This window comes from Fischerella sp. (genome assembly GCF_013388695.1).
In the GTDB taxonomy this organism is placed as follows: Bacteria; Cyanobacteriota; Cyanobacteriia; order Cyanobacteriales; family Nostocaceae; genus PCC9605.
Genome location: NZ_JACAEU010000168.1, coordinates 12,070 through 34,599, shown reverse-complemented (window position 1 = coordinate 34,599; position 22,530 = coordinate 12,070). Strand labels below are relative to the sequence as shown.

15 protein-coding genes are annotated in these 22,530 nt (G+C 40.7%); 2 read left to right on the top strand and 13 right to left on the bottom strand.

The genetic code is table 11. The annotated features are described in order from the left end of the window. Window positions 1-288: 288 nt before the first annotated feature. Both pgmB and HXY43_RS23295 read right to left on the bottom strand, forming a co-directional pair. Window positions 289-3,201, bottom strand: a complete 2,913-nt coding sequence (gene pgmB, locus HXY43_RS23300; RefSeq protein ID WP_290888465.1) for a beta-phosphoglucomutase — start codon at window positions 3,199-3,201, stop codon at window positions 289-291. A gap of 155 nt (window positions 3,202-3,356) precedes the next feature. Next, entirely contained in the window at window positions 3,357-5,777 is a 2,421-nt protein-coding gene (locus HXY43_RS23295; RefSeq protein WP_290888462.1) for a sucrose synthase, read from the bottom strand. A gap of 600 nt (window positions 5,778-6,377) precedes the next feature. Here HXY43_RS23295 and HXY43_RS23290 point away from each other — a divergent pair. Together HXY43_RS23290 and HXY43_RS23285 are read left to right on the top strand one after the other, a co-directional pair. Then, a complete protein-coding gene (locus tag HXY43_RS23290) occupies window positions 6,378-6,713 on the top strand; it encodes a thioredoxin domain-containing protein (protein ID WP_026735594.1) in 336 nt (111 codons plus the stop codon). Between the two features lie 466 nt (window positions 6,714-7,179). After that, window positions 7,180-7,569 carry a hypothetical protein gene (locus HXY43_RS23285; protein ID WP_026735595.1) on the top strand — a complete coding sequence of 130 codons (390 nt, stop codon included), beginning with the start codon at window positions 7,180-7,182 and terminating at the stop codon, window positions 7,567-7,569. Window positions 7,570-8,212: 643 nt separating this feature from the next. Here the strand turns inward: HXY43_RS23285 and HXY43_RS23280 are convergent. The 11 genes from HXY43_RS23280 to HXY43_RS23230 form a co-directional block, all read right to left on the bottom strand. Then, window positions 8,213-9,331 carry a glycosyltransferase family 4 protein gene (locus tag HXY43_RS23280; protein ID WP_290888457.1) on the bottom strand — a complete coding sequence of 373 codons (1,119 nt, stop codon included), beginning with the start codon at window positions 9,329-9,331 and terminating at the stop codon, window positions 8,213-8,215. A 137-nt stretch (window positions 9,332-9,468) separates the two neighbouring features. Continuing rightward, window positions 9,469-10,896 carry a sugar transferase gene (locus HXY43_RS23275; protein ID WP_290888454.1) on the bottom strand — a complete coding sequence of 476 codons (1,428 nt, stop codon included), beginning with the start codon at window positions 10,894-10,896 and terminating at the stop codon, window positions 9,469-9,471. A gap of 446 nt (window positions 10,897-11,342) precedes the next feature. Further along, window positions 11,343-12,509, bottom strand: coding sequence for an endo-1,4-beta-xylanase (locus tag HXY43_RS23270; protein WP_290888452.1), 1,167 nt, complete (start codon window positions 12,507-12,509; stop codon window positions 11,343-11,345). Beyond that, on the bottom strand, window positions 12,499-13,257 hold the full coding sequence (locus tag HXY43_RS23265) for a WecB/TagA/CpsF family glycosyltransferase (protein ID WP_026735599.1): 759 nt from the start codon (window positions 13,255-13,257) through the stop codon (window positions 12,499-12,501). Before HXY43_RS23265 ends, HXY43_RS23270 begins: the two co-directional genes overlap by 11 nt. A 17-nt stretch (window positions 13,258-13,274) precedes the next feature. Then, a complete protein-coding gene (locus HXY43_RS23260) occupies window positions 13,275-14,375 on the bottom strand; it encodes an exostosin family protein (protein ID WP_290888447.1) in 1,101 nt (366 codons plus the stop codon). Between the two features lie 433 nt (window positions 14,376-14,808). Continuing rightward, window positions 14,809-15,909, bottom strand: a complete 1,101-nt coding sequence (locus HXY43_RS23255; RefSeq protein WP_290888444.1) for an exostosin family protein — start codon at window positions 15,907-15,909, stop codon at window positions 14,809-14,811. Further along, entirely contained in the window at window positions 15,909-17,081 is a 1,173-nt protein-coding gene (locus HXY43_RS23250) for a glycosyltransferase (protein ID WP_290888441.1), read from the bottom strand. Before HXY43_RS23250 ends, HXY43_RS23255 begins: the two co-directional genes overlap by 1 nt. Window positions 17,082-17,325: 244 nt before the next feature. Then, window positions 17,326-18,219 (bottom strand): glycosyltransferase family 2 protein, encoded by an 894-nt coding sequence (locus HXY43_RS23245; RefSeq protein WP_290888438.1) that lies wholly within the window; start codon window positions 18,217-18,219, stop codon window positions 17,326-17,328. 78 nt (window positions 18,220-18,297) lie between these two features. Continuing rightward, complete coding sequence (locus HXY43_RS23240; protein ID WP_290888435.1) at window positions 18,298-19,584, bottom strand: O-antigen ligase; 1,287 nt, start codon at window positions 19,582-19,584, stop codon at window positions 18,298-18,300. Between the two features lie 64 nt (window positions 19,585-19,648). Further along, on the bottom strand, window positions 19,649-20,920 hold the full coding sequence (locus HXY43_RS23235; RefSeq protein ID WP_290888432.1) for a glycosyltransferase family 4 protein: 1,272 nt from the start codon (window positions 20,918-20,920) through the stop codon (window positions 19,649-19,651). Window positions 20,921-21,134: 214 nt separating this feature from the next. Next, a complete protein-coding gene (locus HXY43_RS23230; RefSeq protein WP_290888429.1) occupies window positions 21,135-22,454 on the bottom strand; it encodes a flippase in 1,320 nt (439 codons plus the stop codon). Window positions 22,455-22,530 lie beyond the last annotated feature (76 nt).

Genomic DNA, 22,530 nt, shown 5'->3' with positions numbered 1-22,530 from the left:
TTGCTCTTTAGTCAGAAATACCCTTAAACGGCTACCCATATCGCTGTTACCTTTGTAGACGCATTCTATGTATTTACTTATCTTTACATAGTTTGGTTTTTTCACCTCGTTCTACTTATCTTGATTCGGCGCTTTAGTCCCCTTGCGGGGATTTAGTTGATTATGAAAACTATGACAAAAATCAGATTTTAGAAAAATTGTGGGACGGGCGTCTCGCCCGTATACCTCTTGTGGGGCGGGCAGGATGCCCACCCCACAAGAGGTATATTTCACCAATTTATACGCCCCTTATTGCTGTTGCATAGCCACATTGTTCAATTTGGCGCGCAGATCTGTCCAATGAACGCCATCTAGGCTGGGTAGGACAATGTGAGCTGCTCCGACTCGCGATGCTGGTCCAAGTCCCACTGTCCACATCCCACCAGCTAAAGCAGCTTCAACACCTGCTTCTGCATCTTCTACAACTACGCATTGGGCTGGTTCGAGTCCTAGTTGGTTAGCAGCATACAAAAATAGGTCAGGAGCAGGCTTTGGCTTTTGGACACTGTAACCGTCGGCGATCGCATCTATACGGTTAGCAATACCCAGTTTCTCGACAACGGGACGAGCATTTTTGCTGGCAGAGCCAAGGGCTATCTTAATTCCAGCTTGCTTTAATTCATCAAGCAAGGTAATTACACCAGGTAACAAATCCTCTGGCGAGATATTTTGGATGGATTCCACATAGTAACGGTTCTTGCGATCCATCATCTCTTGAATTTGTTCTTCTGTATACTGTTTTTCCCCAAGGATATACATAAGTGAGTCTCGACGAGATACACCCCGCAATGCTTCGTTAGCTTGACGATTAAAAGGCAAACCTTCTTCATCTGCTAGTCTCTGCCAAGCTAGATAATGATATTCTGCTGTATCAGTTAATACTCCATCCAAGTCGAAGATGAATCCTCGGATGTCGGGAGAAGGGGCGAGGGGGGTAACTTCCACTTTTTGTTGTATCTCCTTCGCTGAGCGTAAATCAAATTCGTGCCATTTGCCGCGCCAGAAAAACTTGAATTTCAGGCGCGTCCATCCAGGAGGTAAGTGGGGATGGGCTACGGGTTCATTATCCCCTATTTGTATGCCACCAAAACCTAAAACCACAGCTTGCCAGACGCCACCAGCACTAGCGCCATGAATCCCTTCATGAGCGTTATTCCGGACATCTTCCAGATCAACTAATGCCGCTTGCATAAATCTTTCGTAGGCTTCTGCTGTGTTGCCTAAGTCCGAGGCTAAGATGCCGTGAATTGCCGGGCCAAGGGAGGAACCATAACTAATGTCAGTGCGAGGTGCGTAGTAGTCCCAGTTTTTCTGCAAGACTCCTTGGCTGTAGGGAGGTTCCTGTGATTGTCGCATCAGGTACAAAAGCATTAATACATCTGGTTGCTTAAGTACCTGTCGCTTGTTGCCTTCCTCAATACCCAGGATGGCTTGCATTGACTTGGTGCGTGGCTCGTAGTCCTCTAAGTTTATATCTTGCAATTGGAAAAATCCCTCGAACTGTTCGATGAGTCCGGTTGACTCGTCGTAGGGAATCCAGATATTGGTGATAATATCACTCCAACGCGATCGCCGTCCTGGAGTCAAATGCAGTTTCTCTTCCAGTTCAGTTGCTTTGTCAGGAAAATTGTTGCGAAGCCACTCATAGACTTTCAGCGCTTTTTCCAGATGCCATTGCACCATCCGGTTGGTGAAGGCGTTGTTGTTGACAAATTCGTGGTATTCATCTGCACCAATCACCCCACGAATTTCATACCGTTCTTGGTTGTTGTCGTACTCTACCCGGCTACCCCAGAATACTGCGGTATCGAGAATAATCTCTGCGCCATAGTCTCGCATCCACTCGTCGTCATCGGTGGCTTGCCAGTAGTACCATACAGCGTAAGCAATATCAGCGCTGATGTGGATTTCGCGATCGCGACACCAAATCCGGATGTCGTCACCGTAAAAATCGTTAGGGGGCAACCACCGGGGTGTCACTTCATCACCAGTATCAGCACTTTCCCAAGCATACATTGCCCCTTTATACCCGTAATGTACTGCCTTGCGTCGCGCTCCTGGGAGAGTATGGTAGCGATAAGTCAGTAAGTTACGTGCTAGCTTGGGTTGGGTATAGATAAAAAAGGGCAGTATAAAAATTTCTGTATCCCAAAATATATGACCGCGATAGCCAAATCCAGAAAGTGTTTTCGCTGGGATACTGACTTTGTCATTGTTATCAGGAGCTGCAATCAGCAACTGAAAGAGGTTGTAGCGAACAGCTAGCTGGGCTGTGACATCCCCCTCAATCACGATGTCGCTGTTTTGCCAAATTTTATCCCACGCTTGGGCGTGAGCATCAAACAGGATTGAGTAGTCAGGCAATTGTGCGAGTTTTTCACAAGCCGCTGCAACTGGGTTATCAACTTCTTGGGAAGTAAAAACTGTAACTAGCTTATCTACCGTTACGGTTTGTCCTGGGGAAGCGAGGAAGGACGCGGTTAAGGTAGGATAACCTGGTGGGTTGGTGGCTTGTAGCGAAGCCTCTGTTCCAGAGACTTTGATTTTAGTTGCTATACCTAGTTCAATGCGGGAGGAACGAGTGCAGAGGTGCAGCCACACTCCTTGTTCGATCTTGCTTTGATCCACCAATTCCCAGTGGTTGAAACCCTGGTTTTCAGGATAACCGTTGATACTGGCTTGGATTTCGATCGCGCTTTCACTATCAACTGGTGTTAACTGACAGCGCAGTCCCAGAACGTGTTCGTCTGCTTGACTGACAAAGCGTTCAAAGTGGATGTCAACTGTCTTTCCATTCGGACTGCGCCAACGCACCCGGCGGCTAAGAACACCCTGGCGCAAATCTAACTGCCGTTCATAGCTTAAAACCTCACCCCGCTCAAAGCGGAAGCGATCGCCATCTACAATCACGACAAATGGCAACCAATCTGGGCAGTTGGCAAGTTCGGTGTAGACGATCGGAACTTCATCGTAAACACCGTGGATAAAGGTCGCTGGTAATGCACGAGAAGAGCCTTCCTCAAAGCTGCCCCGTGTTCCCAGATAACCATTGCCGATTGTAAAAACTGTTTCTCGAGAGCGAAACCGGTCGGGGTCAAACTGGGTTTCCCTCACAGTCCAGTCTGTATAAGTTAGATGTTGAGAGCTTCCTGTTTTATCCATCGTCACTGCTGTTGCTTGGGAGAGATTGAGGGCAGAATTTTGGTTAGTTTGTGGATAGTAGATAGTGGTTAGTAGGGGCGCTGTTACGTTCGCCCGTACAGTAGTTAATGGAAAAACTACTAACTACTAACTACTAACTACTAACCACTAACCATTTACCTCTGCATATGCTGTTCTAGGATTTTTTCCGCTCTGGGTTTAAAAACCAGATGGTATAAAGTTTCTACGTAGCGAAGTAGAGGTTCTTGGTTTTCCTGGGTGACAAAGTCCCAGAATCTATAAATTTTAGAGAGCAATAACAACTGTTTGGTGTGCAGTTGCCAATTATACCTGTTATGGACTCGCCGAATCATCCGTTCGGATATTTCTTGCCAGTGTTCGGGATTAGTATCACAGTGGTCGATAAAATCCAAGATTCTCTTTGTTGTTCCTTCTAAGTCCGTCGGGTTGATATGAAATCCATTCTCTTCACCTTCAATACCCTCGATTAATTCCGCCGAACCGCCAAATTCAGTGGCAAATGCTGGCAACCCGCAACTCATGGCTTCGAGAATGGTTCGTCCGAAGGCTTCAAAGCGGGCAAAATGGACAAAAAGACCCTGACGATCTGCAATTACTCTATACACTTCACCTAGATCCATTTTCGGAAGGCGCATTCCTACCCACCGGATCTTTCCGTGGAGATTGTACTGATTAATAATGTTGTGGATTCTTTGGATTTCTTCTGCTTCTTCTGGCTTTGTAGCTTCGGCTTCATGCAGCTTGTTGGTAACCAGGATTAAGTTACAATGCTGTTGCAATGCTTGACTTTGACCAAAGCATTCTGCTAAACCAGAGAGATTCTTCACCGGGGTCATATGAGCAACTGCACAGATTGGCCGCTTGTTGGGGTCATCTAAATGACCAAGAATTTGTGGGTGTTCACGGCTAAAAAGTAGCTCGTTAATTGTAGTGCGGAGGCTCTCGTCGCGGTTTTCTAGTTGGTTGTAGGGGAAAAAGATATTCTCGTCTACCCCTGGTGGCACTAGGTTGAATTTGGGACTAAACAGATTAATGCCATCGACAACATGATAAAGCTGGGGCATCGTAAAATGTTTATACGACTCGTACTGACCTAAACTATCGGGTGTGCCAACAATTTCGTGGTAGGACGAGGTAATGATAAAATCAGCCGCGTTCATGTTGATCAGATCGGCGGTAAATTGCGCCGAAAAGTGATATTGCTCCTCCAATTCTTGCCAGTAGAGGTTACTGAATAAATATTTAGGCTTTTCCAAAGAGTGGGCAATATTGCACAGAGTCACCTTTAGCCGCTGGGTGAGGAGAAAGGCAACGAGGTTGCCATCACTGTAGTTGCCAATAATTAAATCTGGGCGTCCTCCTAGTTGTGCCAAAATTTCTTTTTCGGCATCAATGGCAAATGTTTCCAGATAGGGCCAAATCTCAAATTTAGAAATCCAGTTTTGGGTGACTTGCGGATTGAATTCCCGGAAAGGAACGCGCAAGATCCAGCCATTTTCAGTTCCTTCAAGTTTTTCCAAACGGAGGTCGCAATGCGTCCCTTCGCAGTTAGGGATGAGGCGGGTGAGAATGACAACTTGCGGTTGAATGCCTAGTAGATCAAGACCAGCCAATTTAATTTCTTCCCGCAGTTTGTTTTCCAAATTGCGAGCTTGTTCAAGGACATAGGCTACTTGACCCATTGTTTCAGGTCTTCCTAGCACATCGTCTTGAGAAATCCAGCCGTGGATGGAAACGAGAACGACGCGAAAAACTGCCGGAACACGGGAAACGAATGCTTCCAAGATGGGGGGTTCTGGTGCATCAAGGAGTCGGTCAAAAAGTTCGAGGGTTTCACGCACTCGTGAAGCAGTGTTACCCCAACCCGGTTCCAAGCCGAGTGCTTGCAGTTCGTCGCGAAATTTTTCGTAGGGTTCTTCCGGGTGTCGTTCACCGATAAATTTGACAGCTTGCTTGATTTGTTGGCATAAGTGAATACCTGAGCGAATGCGATCGCTAGTCAGTAGTGGTATGCCGTTGTATCTGAGCCGACGTAAGGCATCAAACAATACCTCTAACCAATACTTACGGTCGATCGCTATTTGACTGCACAAATAACGGTTGAGGAATGCCAGACCTTGACCGATGTTTCTGGGGTCGTCTATGGAAGGAAAACCTTGATAAAAAGGGCGAAAGTCGATTTCGAGGAGCTGGGGTTGGTCGCGGTTGACAAAGCGATCGCATGCATCGAGCAACGCTTGCGGTGTCATCTGCTCGAAGCTGCTCATATTTGCTGATAGCCGCCATACTTCTTGACTGGCTATCCTCGGTCGCAAAAGAAACCAAGTATTATCATCTTCTAAAAGAATTTCATGAGCATAGTGGATAAATTTGCCTAAAGAAGAAGAGTGGAAAAAGTAGGCAGGCTTTTGGGATTGGTGGCAGTAGTCGGCAAAAGCTTGCAAAATTTCATTTCTCAGGAAGTAACGCTTGCCTGAGGCACTCAACTCGGAAACTAAATGACGCAGAGCAGTTTTCTCATCACTGTTTAAAACAGCCTGAACTAGTTCGTACATGGCAATTTCCTGAACTCGAGCTAGCCTACGACCTCATTTTTTTCTCCTCAACAATTGTGACCGATCTGATGGTTCTAAAAGAGGCGCTTTTACTCTTTAACGTTAGCGTAGATTTCGTTGATAGGTTCGTTTTTCCTTTTGTCTATCAGCATATTCTTGGAGATTATTCGCAACTGGCTAGTAGAAAATAAACATTCACTCTGTCCTGTCCTTCGGTTCTGCTCTCAAATAATTACCAGGAAATTTTGTATAAAAAGTACATCGTCTACATAAATACACCACCTTCTGCCCTCTCTAGTGGTCTGTGTCATTATATTCAATCTTCTATGTCACCATCTGTCTTCACAAGCTTAACCGACAAAGCAGCACAACAGAATAACCAGTGTGTTGAAGAAACGCCAAAAATGACATGAAAATGACTATGAAACCGTCAAGTGACAGCTTTTGTATTAGTTGAAGAAACTTATTCTGGAAAGTCTGCACCCATCAAAATAGGTCAAAATAAGAAGTGCGATCGCTCTAAATATTGGTAACGCTTTAGTGCGCCTGTGTCTTATCAATTTCCGGTCGGAGGTTAATGCTATGTTATCAGTAAGTAATATGGCAGTTAAGCAAAGTTTTGAAAACTTTGAAGAGCTGTTATCTAGCTCAAAATTACCACTGTTGGTAGTTTTCGATGCTCCTTGGTGTGGTCCTTCTCATCTTATGGACGCGATATTGGAGCAAGTGAATCATCAGATGAAACAACAACTTGAGATTGTCAGAATTGATAGTGAAAAATATCCTGACCTGGCTTCTCGGTTTCAAGTTCATCCCTTACCAACCCTGCTATTGTTTAAAAATGGTCAGCTTGTCGCACGCATTGAGGAAGAGCGAGCCGAGAATTTAATGCCAGCCAAACGCCTTATTCAACATCTGCAAAATCTGCTTTCATAGCCTGAATTGGGTCAATGTCAATATTGAAGCCTTATCTAAGTAGGTGCTGTCTAGAAGTGCAGCAGCAAACAGAAGGTTTGCCAGAGGTCTTTTTCCTTTTCTGAGTAGATAATATGTATGGCGGTTTCTACTAAGCTGGCAAGCAAACAGAAGAGCGATCGCTCAATACCTACCTTCGCTGCTTTTCGCTTAGTGATGAAATTTATTTTCTGATCTTGACTAAATATTTGTCTCTATGTAAGGGTTGCTTAGTTAATTTTGAGTTTTACTTTTTACTAATTACTAAGTATACACAGCTGCAATTTGCATTTTTTTTAGTTAAAAAGAATCAATACTTAATAAAACTTGTGTATAAAAATACTATTTTTCTATTGGATATCACTAGAATAAGTTAAAAATAATTTTAAATCTAAACAATAGCTAAGACAGCTATATTACAAATATATATAGAGTTTGGAATACCACAATGAACGCCAAGATTGTTGCTGCTTTGGTTGTTATTGCGGCTATTACTGGCTTAGGTAAGACAGTCAGAGCTCAGTCACAGACAGATCCAAGCTCCAAGGGAGAACAATACACTTTATCTGGTGATTCGCTGACCGGAATAAATAATAGAACAGCTGAGAATGACTTTGCAAGATTTTTTATTCAAAGTCAAAACATTACTAGCCCAATCGTAAATAATATTGGGGAAAATGTAGATTCCTACCTAGGTGTGTGGCAAATCAGCGATCAAATTCAACTACAGAGAGTTAACAATCCACGTTCGCCAAGCATTCAACCAATTATCTTCCAACCAGCTCAGTCTGTAGATGGCAATGATGGATTGCAATTCCAACTGGATGTGCGCCAATAATTTCAGCACTAATGTTCAATATATGCAGCCAGAGTTTTGGAAAAATTTTTTGAGCAGATATTAACAACAAAAGTAAAAAGGTACAGGTGAGACCGATGACAGGAATACTCTTATTTTCGGTGTTTTGCTTTCTTTGGCTGATTGGTTTTACACTTTTAGCAGAACTTTTCTTTTATGAAGAAGAGCAACAGTTCTAAAAGTTGAAATGCTTTCGCAAATACTATCTAGTTGGAATTTGATACATTGCTAGGGTTTGATTGTCAATACTTGCTGAACACAATTATGGAGTATCAGTTAAAACTATTCCAGAGTGTTCGCTATAAGTAGTGTCACAAGAGGCACTTGTAACAATGGTGTACTGATTTAGTATCTGTTTATCCCTATAACCGTGCTACCTGTGTCGCGCTGTGGGGAGAGAAAGCTTCTGAGGCGGAAGTAGCAGTAGCAGGGGGAGATTTTCCCTCCCCTGCTCTCCCTGCTCTGTATCTCTCCTCACCTATCCAAACTTGAACACTTGCAAATACTGAATTCAGAGAATGTTTGGAAAGTAGTTGCTGATACACCAAACAATTGGATATCCCTTTAACCCTCGTAGTTATCATCCATCCATTTTTTGTAGAGGATAACGATCTGGTTGGTCTAATTAAGGAATTCCCAGCATCACATTAGCAATTTTGATGGTAGTTTTTTCCCAAGAAAATTTTTCTAGACAATGCTTCTGACCTTCCTCTCCCATAGTCCTCAATTTATCAGGATGAGAAAAAGCATGACAAATTGCATCTGCAATTGCTGTAGGTGTTGGTTCATCAACTAAGAAACCGTACCGACCATTTTGAGTTATTTCAGGCAAAGCATTTCTATTGAGACCAAGAACAGGAGTTTTACAAGCTAAAGCTTCTAGATAAACAAATCCCCAAGGCTCATTGAGAGATGGCATAGCAAATAAAGCTGCTTGGTTGAACAAATCCTGTAGTTGTTTTCCTCTAATCTCTCCATATACTGTCAGATTAGGAATTGAGCCATTCAAATACTTCTTATTTTCCTGACCTACAATGACTAGTTTGACTTCAGGATTTTTCCTTTGTGCAAGTTTGAATCCTTCAAGTAATAGCAGTCCACCCTTATCTTCAAACCGATTAGAAGCAACGAAGAGAATTTGACCATTGCTGTAGTCTTTCTCTCCGTAAAATGGTTGTAGATTTCCTATACCAGATCCAACGACTGTAATGCGATCGGGATTTATATTGTAGTGATTGATCAAAGAATCTTTAACATATTCCGAAAAGGAAAAGAAGTGCTTGACATGATTAAAAGCGTGAATGTCAAGTTGCTCATGAACCTTACGGCCTTTGTTAGTATTCCGAGTAGAAAGTTTTGTCTCGTATTGATGCCATGTATAAGAAGTAGCGTCCATAAGTAGATAATGTTCAAATCCTGGAAATCCTGACACAGGAAGGTTGAACTGTCCCATATGAAGAATTTTATTGCACTCCAGATGCCTTACTTTTCTTTGAAGGATTTCACAACTTTTTTTACGAAATACTGGTCCTCCAAAGTAATCAGTACCCAAACCATCCATTCGGTGGATCAACTCAAGAAATTTTTTTTGATATTTATTAAACCCTGTAGAAATACTAATAATATTCACTCCTAATTTCTCAAGGCGTCTAATTATATTGCTTGGGGTTCCCGACCACGTTATTGGATCTCTTGGGTCGGCCCAATGATGAGTTACAATAACATTCGCTACAGTCTTAACCATCTTCTACAATCAATTACTGTACTGGACACTGAAAACATTACTATTGCAAAGAAAATCACGTTAGGGCATAAATAACAATTGTTACTCTAGAGGCGTGATATTGACGCTTAAACAGATTGTCTATCCCTTCCAGTTATTTAGTAAGCACCAGTCTTTTGCAGAACAACCTTCACAGTTTTGAGTAGGATATTTAAATCTAAGCAGAGTGACCAATTCTCAATGTAATTAATATCTAATTTGACAGCATCTTCAAAGTTTTCAATATCTGAACGACCAGAAACCTGCCACAAACCAGTAATACCAGGAAGAACTTCTTGTCGGATGAAATGTTTTGTTTTGAACTTCTCTACATCCCTAACAGGTAGAGGACGCGGACCAACAAGGCTCATCTCTCCAAGAAAAACATTAAACAGTTGTGGTAATTCATCCAGACTATAGCGACGCAAGAATTTGCCAACTCGGGTTACGCGGGGGTCATCCTTCATTTTAAAGAGGACGCCGTCCTTAATCTCATTCTTTGCTTCTAGGGAAGCTTGCAACTTTTCTGCATTTGCAACCATTGTCCGGAATTTCCAAATCTTGAACCTCCGACAATGTAAACCGATTCGTTCTTGTCTGAAGAAGACAGGCCCAGGAGAATCTAATTTAATTAGCAAAGCAATCAACAAATAAACAGGAGAAAGTATAGATAGCAAAATTACAGAACAACAAAGGTCAAAACACCGTTTCACCCAAAAATCACTTCCAGTGATAATTGGTGCTGGAATTGTCATGCAGGGAACTTCACCAATCATCCAAAATATAGATTTTGGGTGACGAAATTCACTTTTGGTTGGCAAAATTCGCAGAGTAATACCAGCAGTATGGAAATGCCAGCAAACATACAGACGATTCTTAATAGCGCTCCAAGAAACAAAAGCTTCTACGATTCCCTGCCGGCGAAGGTATTCAAAAGTGGCCTCACGTTTAAGGAGATCTAGGCAACTAGAGTCGGCTATTCCTTGTATGGTGTAACAACTTTCTCGTTCTATTATATGGGTGTGATTTTCTTTTTCTTCTGCTTCAGTTATCAAAAAAATGGGATGACGAATTGCCCCCTTTTTACGCAGCAGTTTGGTAATAACATCAAATAGATAACGTTCGCTACAGATAAAAGTTACAGACAAAAACCAAAAAATTAGATAAGTTGAGCGAGAAACATAGTGATTGGGTTCGTAAAGGAAAGCGATAAATAACAAAAATACCTTTGATAGTGAGATTGTTTTAAGCAGACCAATATAGTTGCGCCGATGAATGCCTGCTTTGTAGAGACCCTTTGTAGCAATAATACCTATTTCCAAAGCGAGAGTAAGTATTAAAAAAGATTTTTGGTTTGTCCAGGGTGATTCTAATGGAGTCCCATAAAATACTCCTAGACTCCATGCTAATGTCAGTGCAAATGCATCTAAACAGATCAGTGTTGCTATCCGAAATAACCTGATAGCTAATCCTCTTTGTATTCTTGTGCTTTTCGCTGACCTCAAATCAGGTTTGAAATTGGCTATGGATACAAATTTAGAATCCATAAATTCTAACTCTCCTTTGTTCTAGTTGTTTACTCTTTGAAGATTCAAATCTATTGAACTCACTGATAGAATCAAGAAATATTTTATTTTTCTCATGCAATAATTCATGAATAATTATTGGCTCCACTGCTGAAGCCAATAAACCTATAGAAAATTGTAAAATTACGTCATTAATATTAAATTAAACTAAAATCGTTCGGTTAAAAGAGCCAAAAATAATATGCAGTTAACGTGACTCACAACAATAATAAATATTGCAAATTCCCTAATTAAATATAGGTTTTGAGATAATTTTTGTTTAGATTTTGATGTAATGTTTGGGTATATTTGCATATAAATTCTAATAGTAATTGGCAATAGACTTTGTTCATATCTTGTACTTGGTAACTGTCAGTCACAACTACACAAACAACACTCACTGAAGATGTGAGTTTTGCAGATTCGATTCAACGCTTGGGAGCTTTGTCAAACGCTCTTGCCATAGCATTCCATGCCAGCTTGGGTTGGAGATTTGAGTCAAATGGTAAAGGACGTACTGGCGCACCATCCCGGCGGGGGGCATATTGTGAAAGCCAGGTGTCGCGATCGCTCAATCCCCAAGTTAATACTGCTATCACGGCTTTTTCATCTAGCACAACTGATAGATAGTCTTCATAGGCACTGGCAACTATGCGATCGCGAATCTTAGGATCTTTTGGTAAGTCTTTGTCTGTTACATCTAGTTCAGTAACCAGAATTTTTAGATCGAGACTGGCGACATCGGCTAAAAACTTTCGTAGTTTTTTGGGATTGAAATTGGTTTCTGAACCCAATAAATGGGACTGTATGCCAAAGGCATGAAGTGGTGTTCCTCTAGATTTCAAACGCTCTAGCAGTTTCAGAACCGCAGTTCTCCTGGCTTCGTCTCTAGGGGTGTCATATTCCAGCCCTGTTTCGTTGTAGACCATCAAAGCTTTTGGATCGGCTTGGGCTGCAACCCGAAAGGCAAGCTCAATATAGTCTAAACCTAAAAATTTTAACCAAGGTGTGTTTCTCAAACCGTCAGAACGTTTATGTTTTGGTTCAATTGCCTCATTTACCACATCCCAAGAGTGTATTTGCCCAGCATAGTGTTTGGTAACAGTAGCAATATGTTCCACAAAAAATTTTTCCGCATTCTGACGGTTAATAACTTCCTTAAACCATCGAGGTAAACTTTCATGCCAAACTAAAGTATGTCCCCGAAAAAGCATCCCATGAGTGCGGGCAAACTTAACCAACCAATCACCATAGGTAAAGTCAAATCTATTTGGAGTGGGACGCAAAGCTGACCACTTTAGTTCTCCATTTGGAACCAAAATGCCGCACTCTTGAGCAAAGCGGTTTGCAAAAGCAGTATCCGAGGAGAGTACATCTTTAACAGCTGCTGCTCCATAAATTAATCCTTTAGCAGCGGCACGCTTTTTCAAAGGAGTGTATTTAATTACTTTAAAGTTCCTTTTAAGGTTGTCGAGCGATCGGATTTGGTAACTTTGATATCCAGCTTTAGCGATCGCGATCGCCCCTATGCCAGTGAGACCCGCTAGGCTCAGCCATAAGGCTTGTCGCCTAGTTACTAATCTTTTATTGGGCATTGAGAATTTCCCGTAACAATAGTCTAGCTACAAACCAAGGTTCTACTAGGTAACGCCTCCAGAGTCTTTTCGGCTCACTCAATAGACGATACAACCACTCCAAGCCCATCTTTCCCATCCAGCGAGGTGGGGTAGGAATGGCTCCTGCTACATAGTCTATGCAGGCTCCACTAGTCAAAATAGCATTTGCATGGATATGCTCTAGGTTATCTAATATCCAGTATTCTTGGCGTGGCATACCCATTCCTACCATTAATACATGGGGTTGATAAGCCTTAATTGCTGCCAGGGTAGCAAGGTTTTCTTGGCTATCTTTTTGAGTATTGATGTAGCCGTGAGCTGTAGCAATCTGTATATCAGCAAACTTGTCTCGTAAAATACTAGCTCCGCGTTCTGCAACTCCTGGCTTAGAGCCTAGATAGAATACACGCCAACCTTTTTCAGCTGCTTCCGCCATCAGGGGCCATACCCAATCAGCATAGGTAACTCTTTGCTCTCGCTGGAGTGGAAAACCTAACAGCTTTCCTAGGAAAACCAAAGGCATACCGTCTATATGGGCGTAGTCTGCTTTCGCAAAAAAGGCACGCATTTTTGGGTCGTGATGGTAAATATAAAGGCTATGCAAGTTGTGATTGGCAACGATCCATTTTTCATTTCGCTCTATAGATTCTGCAATCAACGCATTTAGTTCAGGAATGGAAAGTGCATCTACTTGTACACCCAGAAATTTGTAGGGCGATCGCTTCATAAATTTTGTTTAACAATCTACTCTATTTTGAAAGTATTTTCTTGAAAATGCTGCCAAAAGTTAGTTAAAAATCCTTCGGTGGATAAGCACTCTTTCCATAGCTTCCGACACTCATACTGTAAATCTAAAAATTCTTGAGGTGAAAGATTATTGTGAAACTCAACAACTCTCTGTGCAATCTGCGGTAAATCTTTACTATCTACCCAAACGCAATACTTTTTCCAATCAATTTTAAAGTCATAGGGTAAAACACAATCTGTATCAATGAAAATTGGAATGCGTCCACAGCATAGCGCTTCAAACAGTCGTATGGAAAAGTTTCCCCGACCACGACAGCAGAGAATATAATCGCTATCTACAATATTACGTACATATTCCAGACGTAGTTTCAGCTTTTGCTGTAGATCGTTGGCTTCAAAGAATGCCATATTTTCTCGAACTACAAAGTTTGTCTCAATTTCTGAACTTTTGCTTAGATACTCTATAGCCTCCATTCGTAGCTTGTGTCCTCTATATGATGAAAAGGATGTTCCACCATTTTTCAGCATTACACCCTTATGGATAAGTTCCTTAAGCTTGACATTCCAAGTAGATTTGTGGGCATAACCATTAAACCCAACGACGGGCTTTGCTCTTTTTTTGCGAATGGGAAGCTCATTTTCATGATAGTGCTCAATCAAGTCTTCATAAACTGCATTCATGGCGAAGTCACCAGGTCGCCTTTTAGAAGCTAATAGCGATTGACGGAATACGAAAGCATCTTTAATAGGAATTTCTTCATGTGAACAATCACTAGCAAAAAAGACAACCAATGGCTTTTTTGCTTGCTTCACTATTTCTGCAAACTGAATCCCTAAAGACATGACCGAGCTATTAATTTTAGCAGTCCATGTATTTCCTCTAACATCTAACCAGTCAAAAGGTAAAATGGCAAAGTCTGCTTTTTCTAGTGAGGTTATTTCAAACAAAGAGTGACTGATATTTGCATAATGAACTACAGACTTCGACCAAGGAGCTACATCATTTCCAGAAGGGGAAGACCAAAAGGGTTGAAGTATGGTAACAGGACGTGAAGCTTTGGGCAGGTACTGAAAATCTGAAAATATCTTTAACTTCATAATTACTTTTATTTTTTCAGTCTAGAGACGCTTGTCAAATTCATGGAGGAAATCATCAAAATTTTGAATCAGAAAGGCTTCTCCTTTGAAGACTTGTTGGAAGCGATAACAGACTGGACACATCAAAAGCCAGGCTTGAACAAAGGTAAATGACTTAGAGGAAGTCACCGCTGAATTTCACCAAATTTCCAAGCAATGCGATGACTTAAAAATCAATAGTTAGGTCGATTTCTGATTTGAAGGTTCACTTGGTTGTAACTACCAAGTATTGAATAAAAGTTATCACACCTACAATACTTACTCGTATGTTGGAATCAATTAATTTTCTTTCTAAAAATGGGGCTGTTAAGTAATTGAATTTAATTTTGTCACCTCCGAGTCTTCATCCCAACACCGCCCTTACGGGACGGTGTGAACCTTCTACCGAGAAAAGCTAAAAATGCTGCCATAAGTTGGCAAAGAATCCTTCATAAGATAACCAATCTTTCCATACTTGCCTACACTCATATTGCAGTTCTACAAATTCCTGAGGAGAAAGTTTATTGTGAAATTCTGTCACTTTCTCAGCAATCTGTGGCAAGTCTTTTGTGTCTATCCAAACACAATATTTTTTCCAGTCAATTTTGAAGTCATAAGGTAGAACACAATCAGTATCAACAAAGATAGGAATGCGTCCACAACACAATGTTTCATAAAATCTGAGAGAAAAGTTTCCTCGACCACGACAGCAAAGAATATAGTTACTATCAGCCATATTTTGCACGTATTCGAGACGCACTTTTAGCTTTTCCTCAGGTTCTTTAGCTTCAAAGAATGCCATTTTGTCGCGAATTTTAAAATTGGTCTCTACTAAAGGGCTGTTGCTAAGATACTTTAAAGCTTGATTTCGCAAGCGATGTCCTTCATAGGGGGGAAAAGTTTCTCCACCACTTGCCAGCATTACTCCTTGACGAATTAAATCCTTACACTTTATTGACCAATTGCCTTGATCGGCACAACCATCAAATCCCACAACAGGCTTTTCTTGCTTCTGGCGTATGGTTAATTTATTTCCTTGATAATATTCAACCAAGTCTTCGTATAGTGCTGTCATGACAAATTCATTAGACTGCCTTCTAGCGCCTATGAGGGACTGACGAAAAATAAAAGCATTCTGAATGGGAATGTATTCATGAGAGCGATCGCCGCAATAGAAAATAATAATTGGTTTTTCAGCTTGCTTAACCATTTGGACAAACTCAATAGCTAAAGCATATGCTGATTTATTTGTCTTAGCTGTCCATGTGTTCCCTGAGACGTGTAACCAGTCAAAAGGTAAAACAGCAAAATCTGCTTCTTTTAACGAAGTAATTTCAAACAAAGAGTCACTTATTTTTGCATAATTAGCGATCATTTTCTCCCAAGGAGGAATATAATACTCTCGGTTTTCTAAGTGAAATTTTTCTGTATATTCTGACCAAAAAGGTTGGATGAGAGTAACAGGATAAACTCCTTCAGGAAGATAACGCGGATCTGAAAATAACTTTAGTTTCATCAATGCATCAATCGTAACGGGAGCAATGCCCCTGTCTCTTGCAAAATTTCAGCAACTGCTTGTGCTTTTGCATACCAAGAATATTTTTCCTTAATTAGAGCATATGCTGTTTCTATAAGTGGCTGATATTTATCCAAGTTAGAGGCTGCGTCTAGTATGGCATCAGCCACCTCTACAGTCGAGTATCCTGTAACAATAAGATGCTCTAGATTACGGAATTCTTCTAGCCCCCTTAAACCCTCTGGAGTTGAGATAACTAATTTTTTGCTGGCGAAATAATCTAATGCTTTATTGCGAGCTCCACCTGCAACAGCTTGCTTTGGAAATGGTAGAAGACCTATATCTGCATTTTTGAGATATTTAACAAAATCTTTTCGCTCTGGCAAGAAACCAACAAAAGTCATATTTGCTGGTAATGGTTGGTCAACATCGCTAACATCACGACCAATCACCACAAAGTGAATATTTTGATGATGAGATTCAAGGTGTTTAGCAACTTCGATAGCCATTAATACAGACATATCATTGCTTGGAAACTGAAAAGTTTTAGGAGCAACAACTACTACTATCTTGGCTGGTCGTAATTCTAGATACGGGTCTGTAGTAGGAGTAAACTGTTCGTTCAGTAGGTCTTCAGCAACACCATTGCCTATACAGTAAATTTTGTTAGGTTTCCTGCCATACCATTGTGAGATCAGCCTGGGAGTTGATTCACCTGCAGCAATAATGGGATTACCAGATAATACTAGTACTCCCTGAGCAATATATGTCTTAATAAAGAGCAGAAATTCCTTTAATGGATTGGCAACAGAAGACAAGCGACTCCAATATTCATAAGCAGAAAAAGTATGAAAATCCAATACAACAGAGCAATTCTTCTGTTTTCTAAGTGTCAACGCAATAACAGATGCCAATCCAGGTAGCGTTTCTTGTGCATACACGACATCTGGATGAAACTCGTCTACATACTTTTGAAGTACCTTAATATATGCAAGCAAACTTCTTGAGCCAATCGACACAGAAGGTGTGTAGTTCACAGCTGAACAATCTAAACCAACCTGACAAACCTCAAAATATTTAACTAGATATTGTCCTAGATAGAATGGTCTTGCAAAAGAACCGAATGGTTGACTGGAATCAAGGGTGGAAACAATTAATAAGCGTTTACTCATAACAGATTTGTTGATACATGTGCTCAACTAACTCGATTTCATCCACAAGGTGATTAAGATTTCAAGTTTATGTCAGGAAAAGCTGTTATACACTGCCTTATCTGAACTCAATCAGACTTAAGTTTTAAAAAATATTAGTTGTGATAGTCCAAAGGATTGCAAAACAGGTTTACCAATTAGTCATCTCGGCTAATCTTCTATTAGTATGAGTCACTAATGAAATTAGAATTGTGAATTTATAAAATTATGGCTTTGAAGTTTGTTGTTTTATTTCCTCGCAAAAAGCAGGGGACGCGCTCAAATCTCTGTAACCAATTACTGCACGTAGATATGGCAAGAACCAATAAATGAACCAGAATGGCCCAGAATGGCGCTTGGTAAAAACAGTCCATGCTTTGATTGGATAACCTTTGGGTTGAAGCAGTTTTCTTAAGCGCTCATGAATAGGAAGCTTCGTATCTACCCAACTACCGCGAACAGAGTTTTTAGAGCAAGTACCTATATAACCAGGTGCTATCCATACAGAACACCCCAGTTTCCGCGCTCTCAGTCCATAATCTAAATCTCCTAATGTATGGATGAAAGCAGCATCTAAATTACCTACTTTCTCTGCAACAGAACGGGGAATGAGTACGCAATTGCCATACATCGTATCGCACTCTTGAAGTTGCTGAGTTGACTCTACAAACTCATACTTATTTGAGTACCAGCGCTTTGAGCGCATAGCACCGCCATAAGTTGGTTTGCCTGTCAATGGATCTCGAGTTGAACCAACAATAATGGAATCAGGATGACCTTGTTGTGTAAGGTGACAATGGTGATTTAGTAGTTCGGTAAGTGCATTCGGATCAATTAGAGTGTCGTCATTCAGCCAAAGATAGTAGTCGTAACCCTCTTGAAGAGCTGCGGCAAATGCTAACCGCATTCCTCCTACCCAGAAGAGGTTTCCATTACCCTTAATAATTTTCACTGCTGGATAATTTTGCTTGACTGCATCCGATGTGCCATCAGAGCAACCATCATCCACCAGATAGACATCAAAATTGACATGCTGTTGATAAAGCGCTTGTAAACATGTCAAGGTTTTATCGCGTCGGTTGTAACAGGTAATTAGCACTGCTAACTTGAAACAATCCATGTTATTTCTCCGCAAGTTAAATATATGTTTTCTTCACAAAAATATCTTTACGTTTTTCAAATGAAGTAGTTTAAATTTCTATGTGGCTACTGTTAAATTTCCTGAATCTTTCATCTGTTTGTGTTTTCTTCGTAACCGACCTAGTTCTAAAGATGATGATAGTGCTACAGATACATAAACGACCCAAAAGATGTTGTTAGCCTCAAGTATCGTTAAACTGTCACTTATATTAGTTACTAAATTAATTCCAATAAATACAATCATCCAGAAGTATTCTAAATTCCTAGTAGCAAAGACAAGAATAAATACTCTAGCAAACAGCATGCTCAGATTAAATATAAACAGTATCAACCCTGATAAACCAAGCTGTAAAAACAGGTCTAAAAAACCATTATGAGAAATGCCTCTTGATTGTTTCTTTCCAGAGTCTACATTGTCACCTTTCTCTTCTACCATTCCTAACCATGTACGACTTAACACCTCATCGGCAGCATCAGAAGACCAAAAGCCAGCATATCCATATCCTAAAAATGGTCTTTCTAACCCTTTCTCAATAACTAAATTCCATATGGGTGTACGCCCATTAAATTCCATATCCTTTCCTAGGTAATCAACTACTATAGTTTGTATGTTTACTGTGACTACAATAGCGGCAATGCTGCTTAGTAATAATGCCACAGCCAGATGAAATGCTCTGTATGTGCGTTGTCTAACAATTGCGTAAAAAGGCAATATGGATAACGAGAATACAAATGTTAACAAGCCTGTGGCGCTATTTGAGAGCTTGACCAAAACAAGTGTACCTGCTAAACCAATTGCAGCAAGCCAGCGACTATGTTTGTCAAGTGCGCTAATGAGGAACAGTGAAGCCGCAAAACTCATAAAGCGGCCTAAATCCTGTTTGTGGCTAAAAACTCCTCGCCAAGATGAAACTCCATTAACAACATGAGTGCCATATGATGGTAAAAATGCACCTGCAAGTAGGCTGAGTACTATTGCTATATAAAAAACCCAACTCAACAAACGCATTTGTTCTCTTGAAGTGTATCGCATAGCTAAATACGCCCCAAAGATAGTTGTGCGTATCATTCCCCTGGCAGCGTCTACAACCGATTCACCCTCAGACCATAAAATTGAAAATACAGTAAATACAACTAAGAGCAGTAAAGATTTATCTGTTGTAATAACATAAGCAAAATGCTTCCACCTGCCAATAATTAATAAGAGCAAAATTCCATAACTTGCAACGTTGAGAATCGTTGGCAGCGGAGCAGGTAAAACAATACCTAGGGCAAACACAAATAATAATATCACTCCGCCCAACTCTAAAATTTGGAATAATTCTCGAACTATTTGCTTCTGCAATTTATGCCCCTTCTATTTTCCAGATAGTTACATTTGACTATGATGGTTGATCTATTTTTTCTCTTTAAGCACTAGTTTTGTGAGAAACATGTTTAACATGAAGATCTTCAAAAAGATTGAAGTAGCGACGTGCTATAGTATCAATTAAAAATTTTTGCTCTGCTTGTTCACGGGCATGGTGAGAAAGCTTTTGGTGTCTTTCCTGATTTTCTATTACCCAGGCAATTCCTTTTGCTAAATCATCAACTTCATAGGGCTTAGCTAAATAACCATTGTATTGGTGGTCAACAATATCTTTTAAGCCAGTAGCATTAAATGCTACTACTGGAGTTCCACACGCTAGGGACTCAGAGGCGGTTTGTCCAAAAGCTTCCTGAAAAGATGGCACAACCATCACATCAGCTGCTGAGTAAGCAGTTGCCAAAGTGATATCGTCATAGAGGTGTCCCAAATAATGGGTTTTGAAGGCTAAATCAGGTGGCTTTTCTGGTTGAGAGGCACCAAAAATAACTATCTCCAATCTATCTTTCCATTCAGCTTTGCTTAGCTCTTTCAAAGCTGCTTGTAACAGATGAAATCCTTTTCTCTTATCGCTAGTGGCCTGGATTGCTCCAAATAGAATGAGGTGTTTATCTTGGGGTAAGTTTAGTATTTCTCGTGCTATACGTTGGTTAATTGGTCTGTACTTTTGAGTATCAAGACCATTAGGAATTACTTCTATGCGTAAATTTTGGAAAAGGGAACTAGAACTGGCACATTTGGCTAGCCAAGAACTAGGCGAAACAATTGTTAAATTTAGATTTTTCCAAGCTTTAGCTTTGCGCTGCCATATCCATCGGGATAAATCCCTATCTTTTTGACTACCAAGCATGGGACAACCACCACAGGATGCTTGATAGCGATCACAGTCCCCATTGCAATGACACCCTCCCGTAAATGCCCACATATCATGAAGAGTCCAGACTAAAGGACGTTGCAGCTTAGTAATTGTTTCTATCTGCATAAATCCTCCACTAATCCAATGCAGATTTATGATGTCTGGAGCTATCTGAGTAACCTTAGGAACAATTTTATCTGGTAGCCACTGGAGAGAAAACGTAGTTCGTTCGCGCTGAGGATAAAGCTTTAATGGTAAGGCTTCAAATGTCAGCTTTGCCCGTGCTATACCTTGAAACAGTCTAATCTCAGGTGCAAAAACCGTTTTGTCATCACTAGATTTTTCTTGCACTAGCATCTGCGAGTTTACACCAATTTTACGTAATCCTTTGTGCAAGCGATAGGTAGCACGAGCTGCACCACCATTGGTATCACTCGTGCTTATATGCAAAACTTTCATTCCCAACCCCAGCAAAGATGATAGTGTGAAAACTCGTAACTGAAATTTGTTCGCCTATGTTAGAAAAAAATATGTTGTCTAGAGATAGAAATATGGGTATCATAATCTATATTTTTCAAGTAATTTTTATCAATAAATGAGGCACGCAATCATTGTTTTCAAATAATTGTCTCTCTCTTTCACATGATTGCTTCTACTAGGATAGTTCGATTAATTATGACCAAAGAAGTAGAAAAGATTTCAGTTGAAGCTTAAATATTTTCTTTGTCTTAGGATGAGTGGCATTGATGAACAATTCAGCTAATCCATAAGAGATGACTGTGGCGATCGCCGCACCAACTTCACCGTAGGCAGGAATCAGAAATAGGTTTAAAAGTACATTAGAAGTAGCTCCAGTAAAACTTTTGTACATAGAAAGGCGAGTCAAGCCCTCTGCAACATACCAGGGTGATGTTGCCACACTCATGAAGACGAACAAGGAAGCCCAGATATGAATTGCCAAAACCGATCCTGCACCTAAATAGCCGTTCCCAAATAGCATCGTAATGACTGTTTGTGACAGGAATGTCATTGGCACCGCAATTACAATCGCAAGCAAAACCAGCAGACGAAGTAATTGTCCTATCCGCCGATAGTAGAAAACTTCACTAGTTTCTTTGGCTGCAAAAATTGAAGGAGAGACAGAAGAGGTGATTGCCATCGGCAAAAAATACCAAATCTCCGAAATACGAACCGCAGCCGAGTAAATACCAACAGCCCCATCACCAATCATTTCCCCTAGCATAATTTGGTCAATTTTCATGTAAATTAAGATTGCGAAATTGGAAAAAATCAAAGGCCAACTTTCCTTGAGGAGAGCCTTAGCCAGTGGAAAACTCCAACGCCACAACAAAAGTGAGTAGCCTTTTATTCTGTAGGCAATTGCCAAACCCACAGCACCTAAGCTATACTCTGCCAATGTTACCCAAGCGAAAGCCACCAATGGTGCTTGCATTTTAATCAGAACAACTTTGACTAGGGTAATGAGAAAAAACGCTGTATTTTTGGCAACTACTGTGTACTTTGATTGCACCTGTGATTGAAACCACAGGTCAATAATGTCAAAAGCTTGAACAACACTTATCACTCCTAAAATTGATACTAATCCTACCGTTAGCGCGTCATCATGACGTAACAATAATATGAAGCTAACTGATAGCAATAGAGAAATAAATCCACCCAGTAATCTCAGCCTGAAAGCAGTGCCTAAAACTTCCTTTTGAGTTGATGCATCACGTATAATTTGACGAATTACTAAGTCGTCTAACCCTAGGGTGGAAATCGAACCGAATAATCCTACAAAGGCAAAAGCGTAGTTGAAAAGACCATATTGCCGTGCTCCCAAGTAGCGTGCAACCCAAACTCCTACAACTAAGCTTGCACCCATGCGAAGAATGCGGTCAGCAAACAGCCATCCTGTATTGATAATCATCGCACGCAAATCGGAGCGAGATTTGAACAGTGATAACCGCGGAATTTTGAATTTACGTAGCATAAGGTTCAAATCTGCTCAACGTTGAGCGATAGTTTAATACAACTAATCAGGAGTTTGAGAAAGCGTCATAGATTTT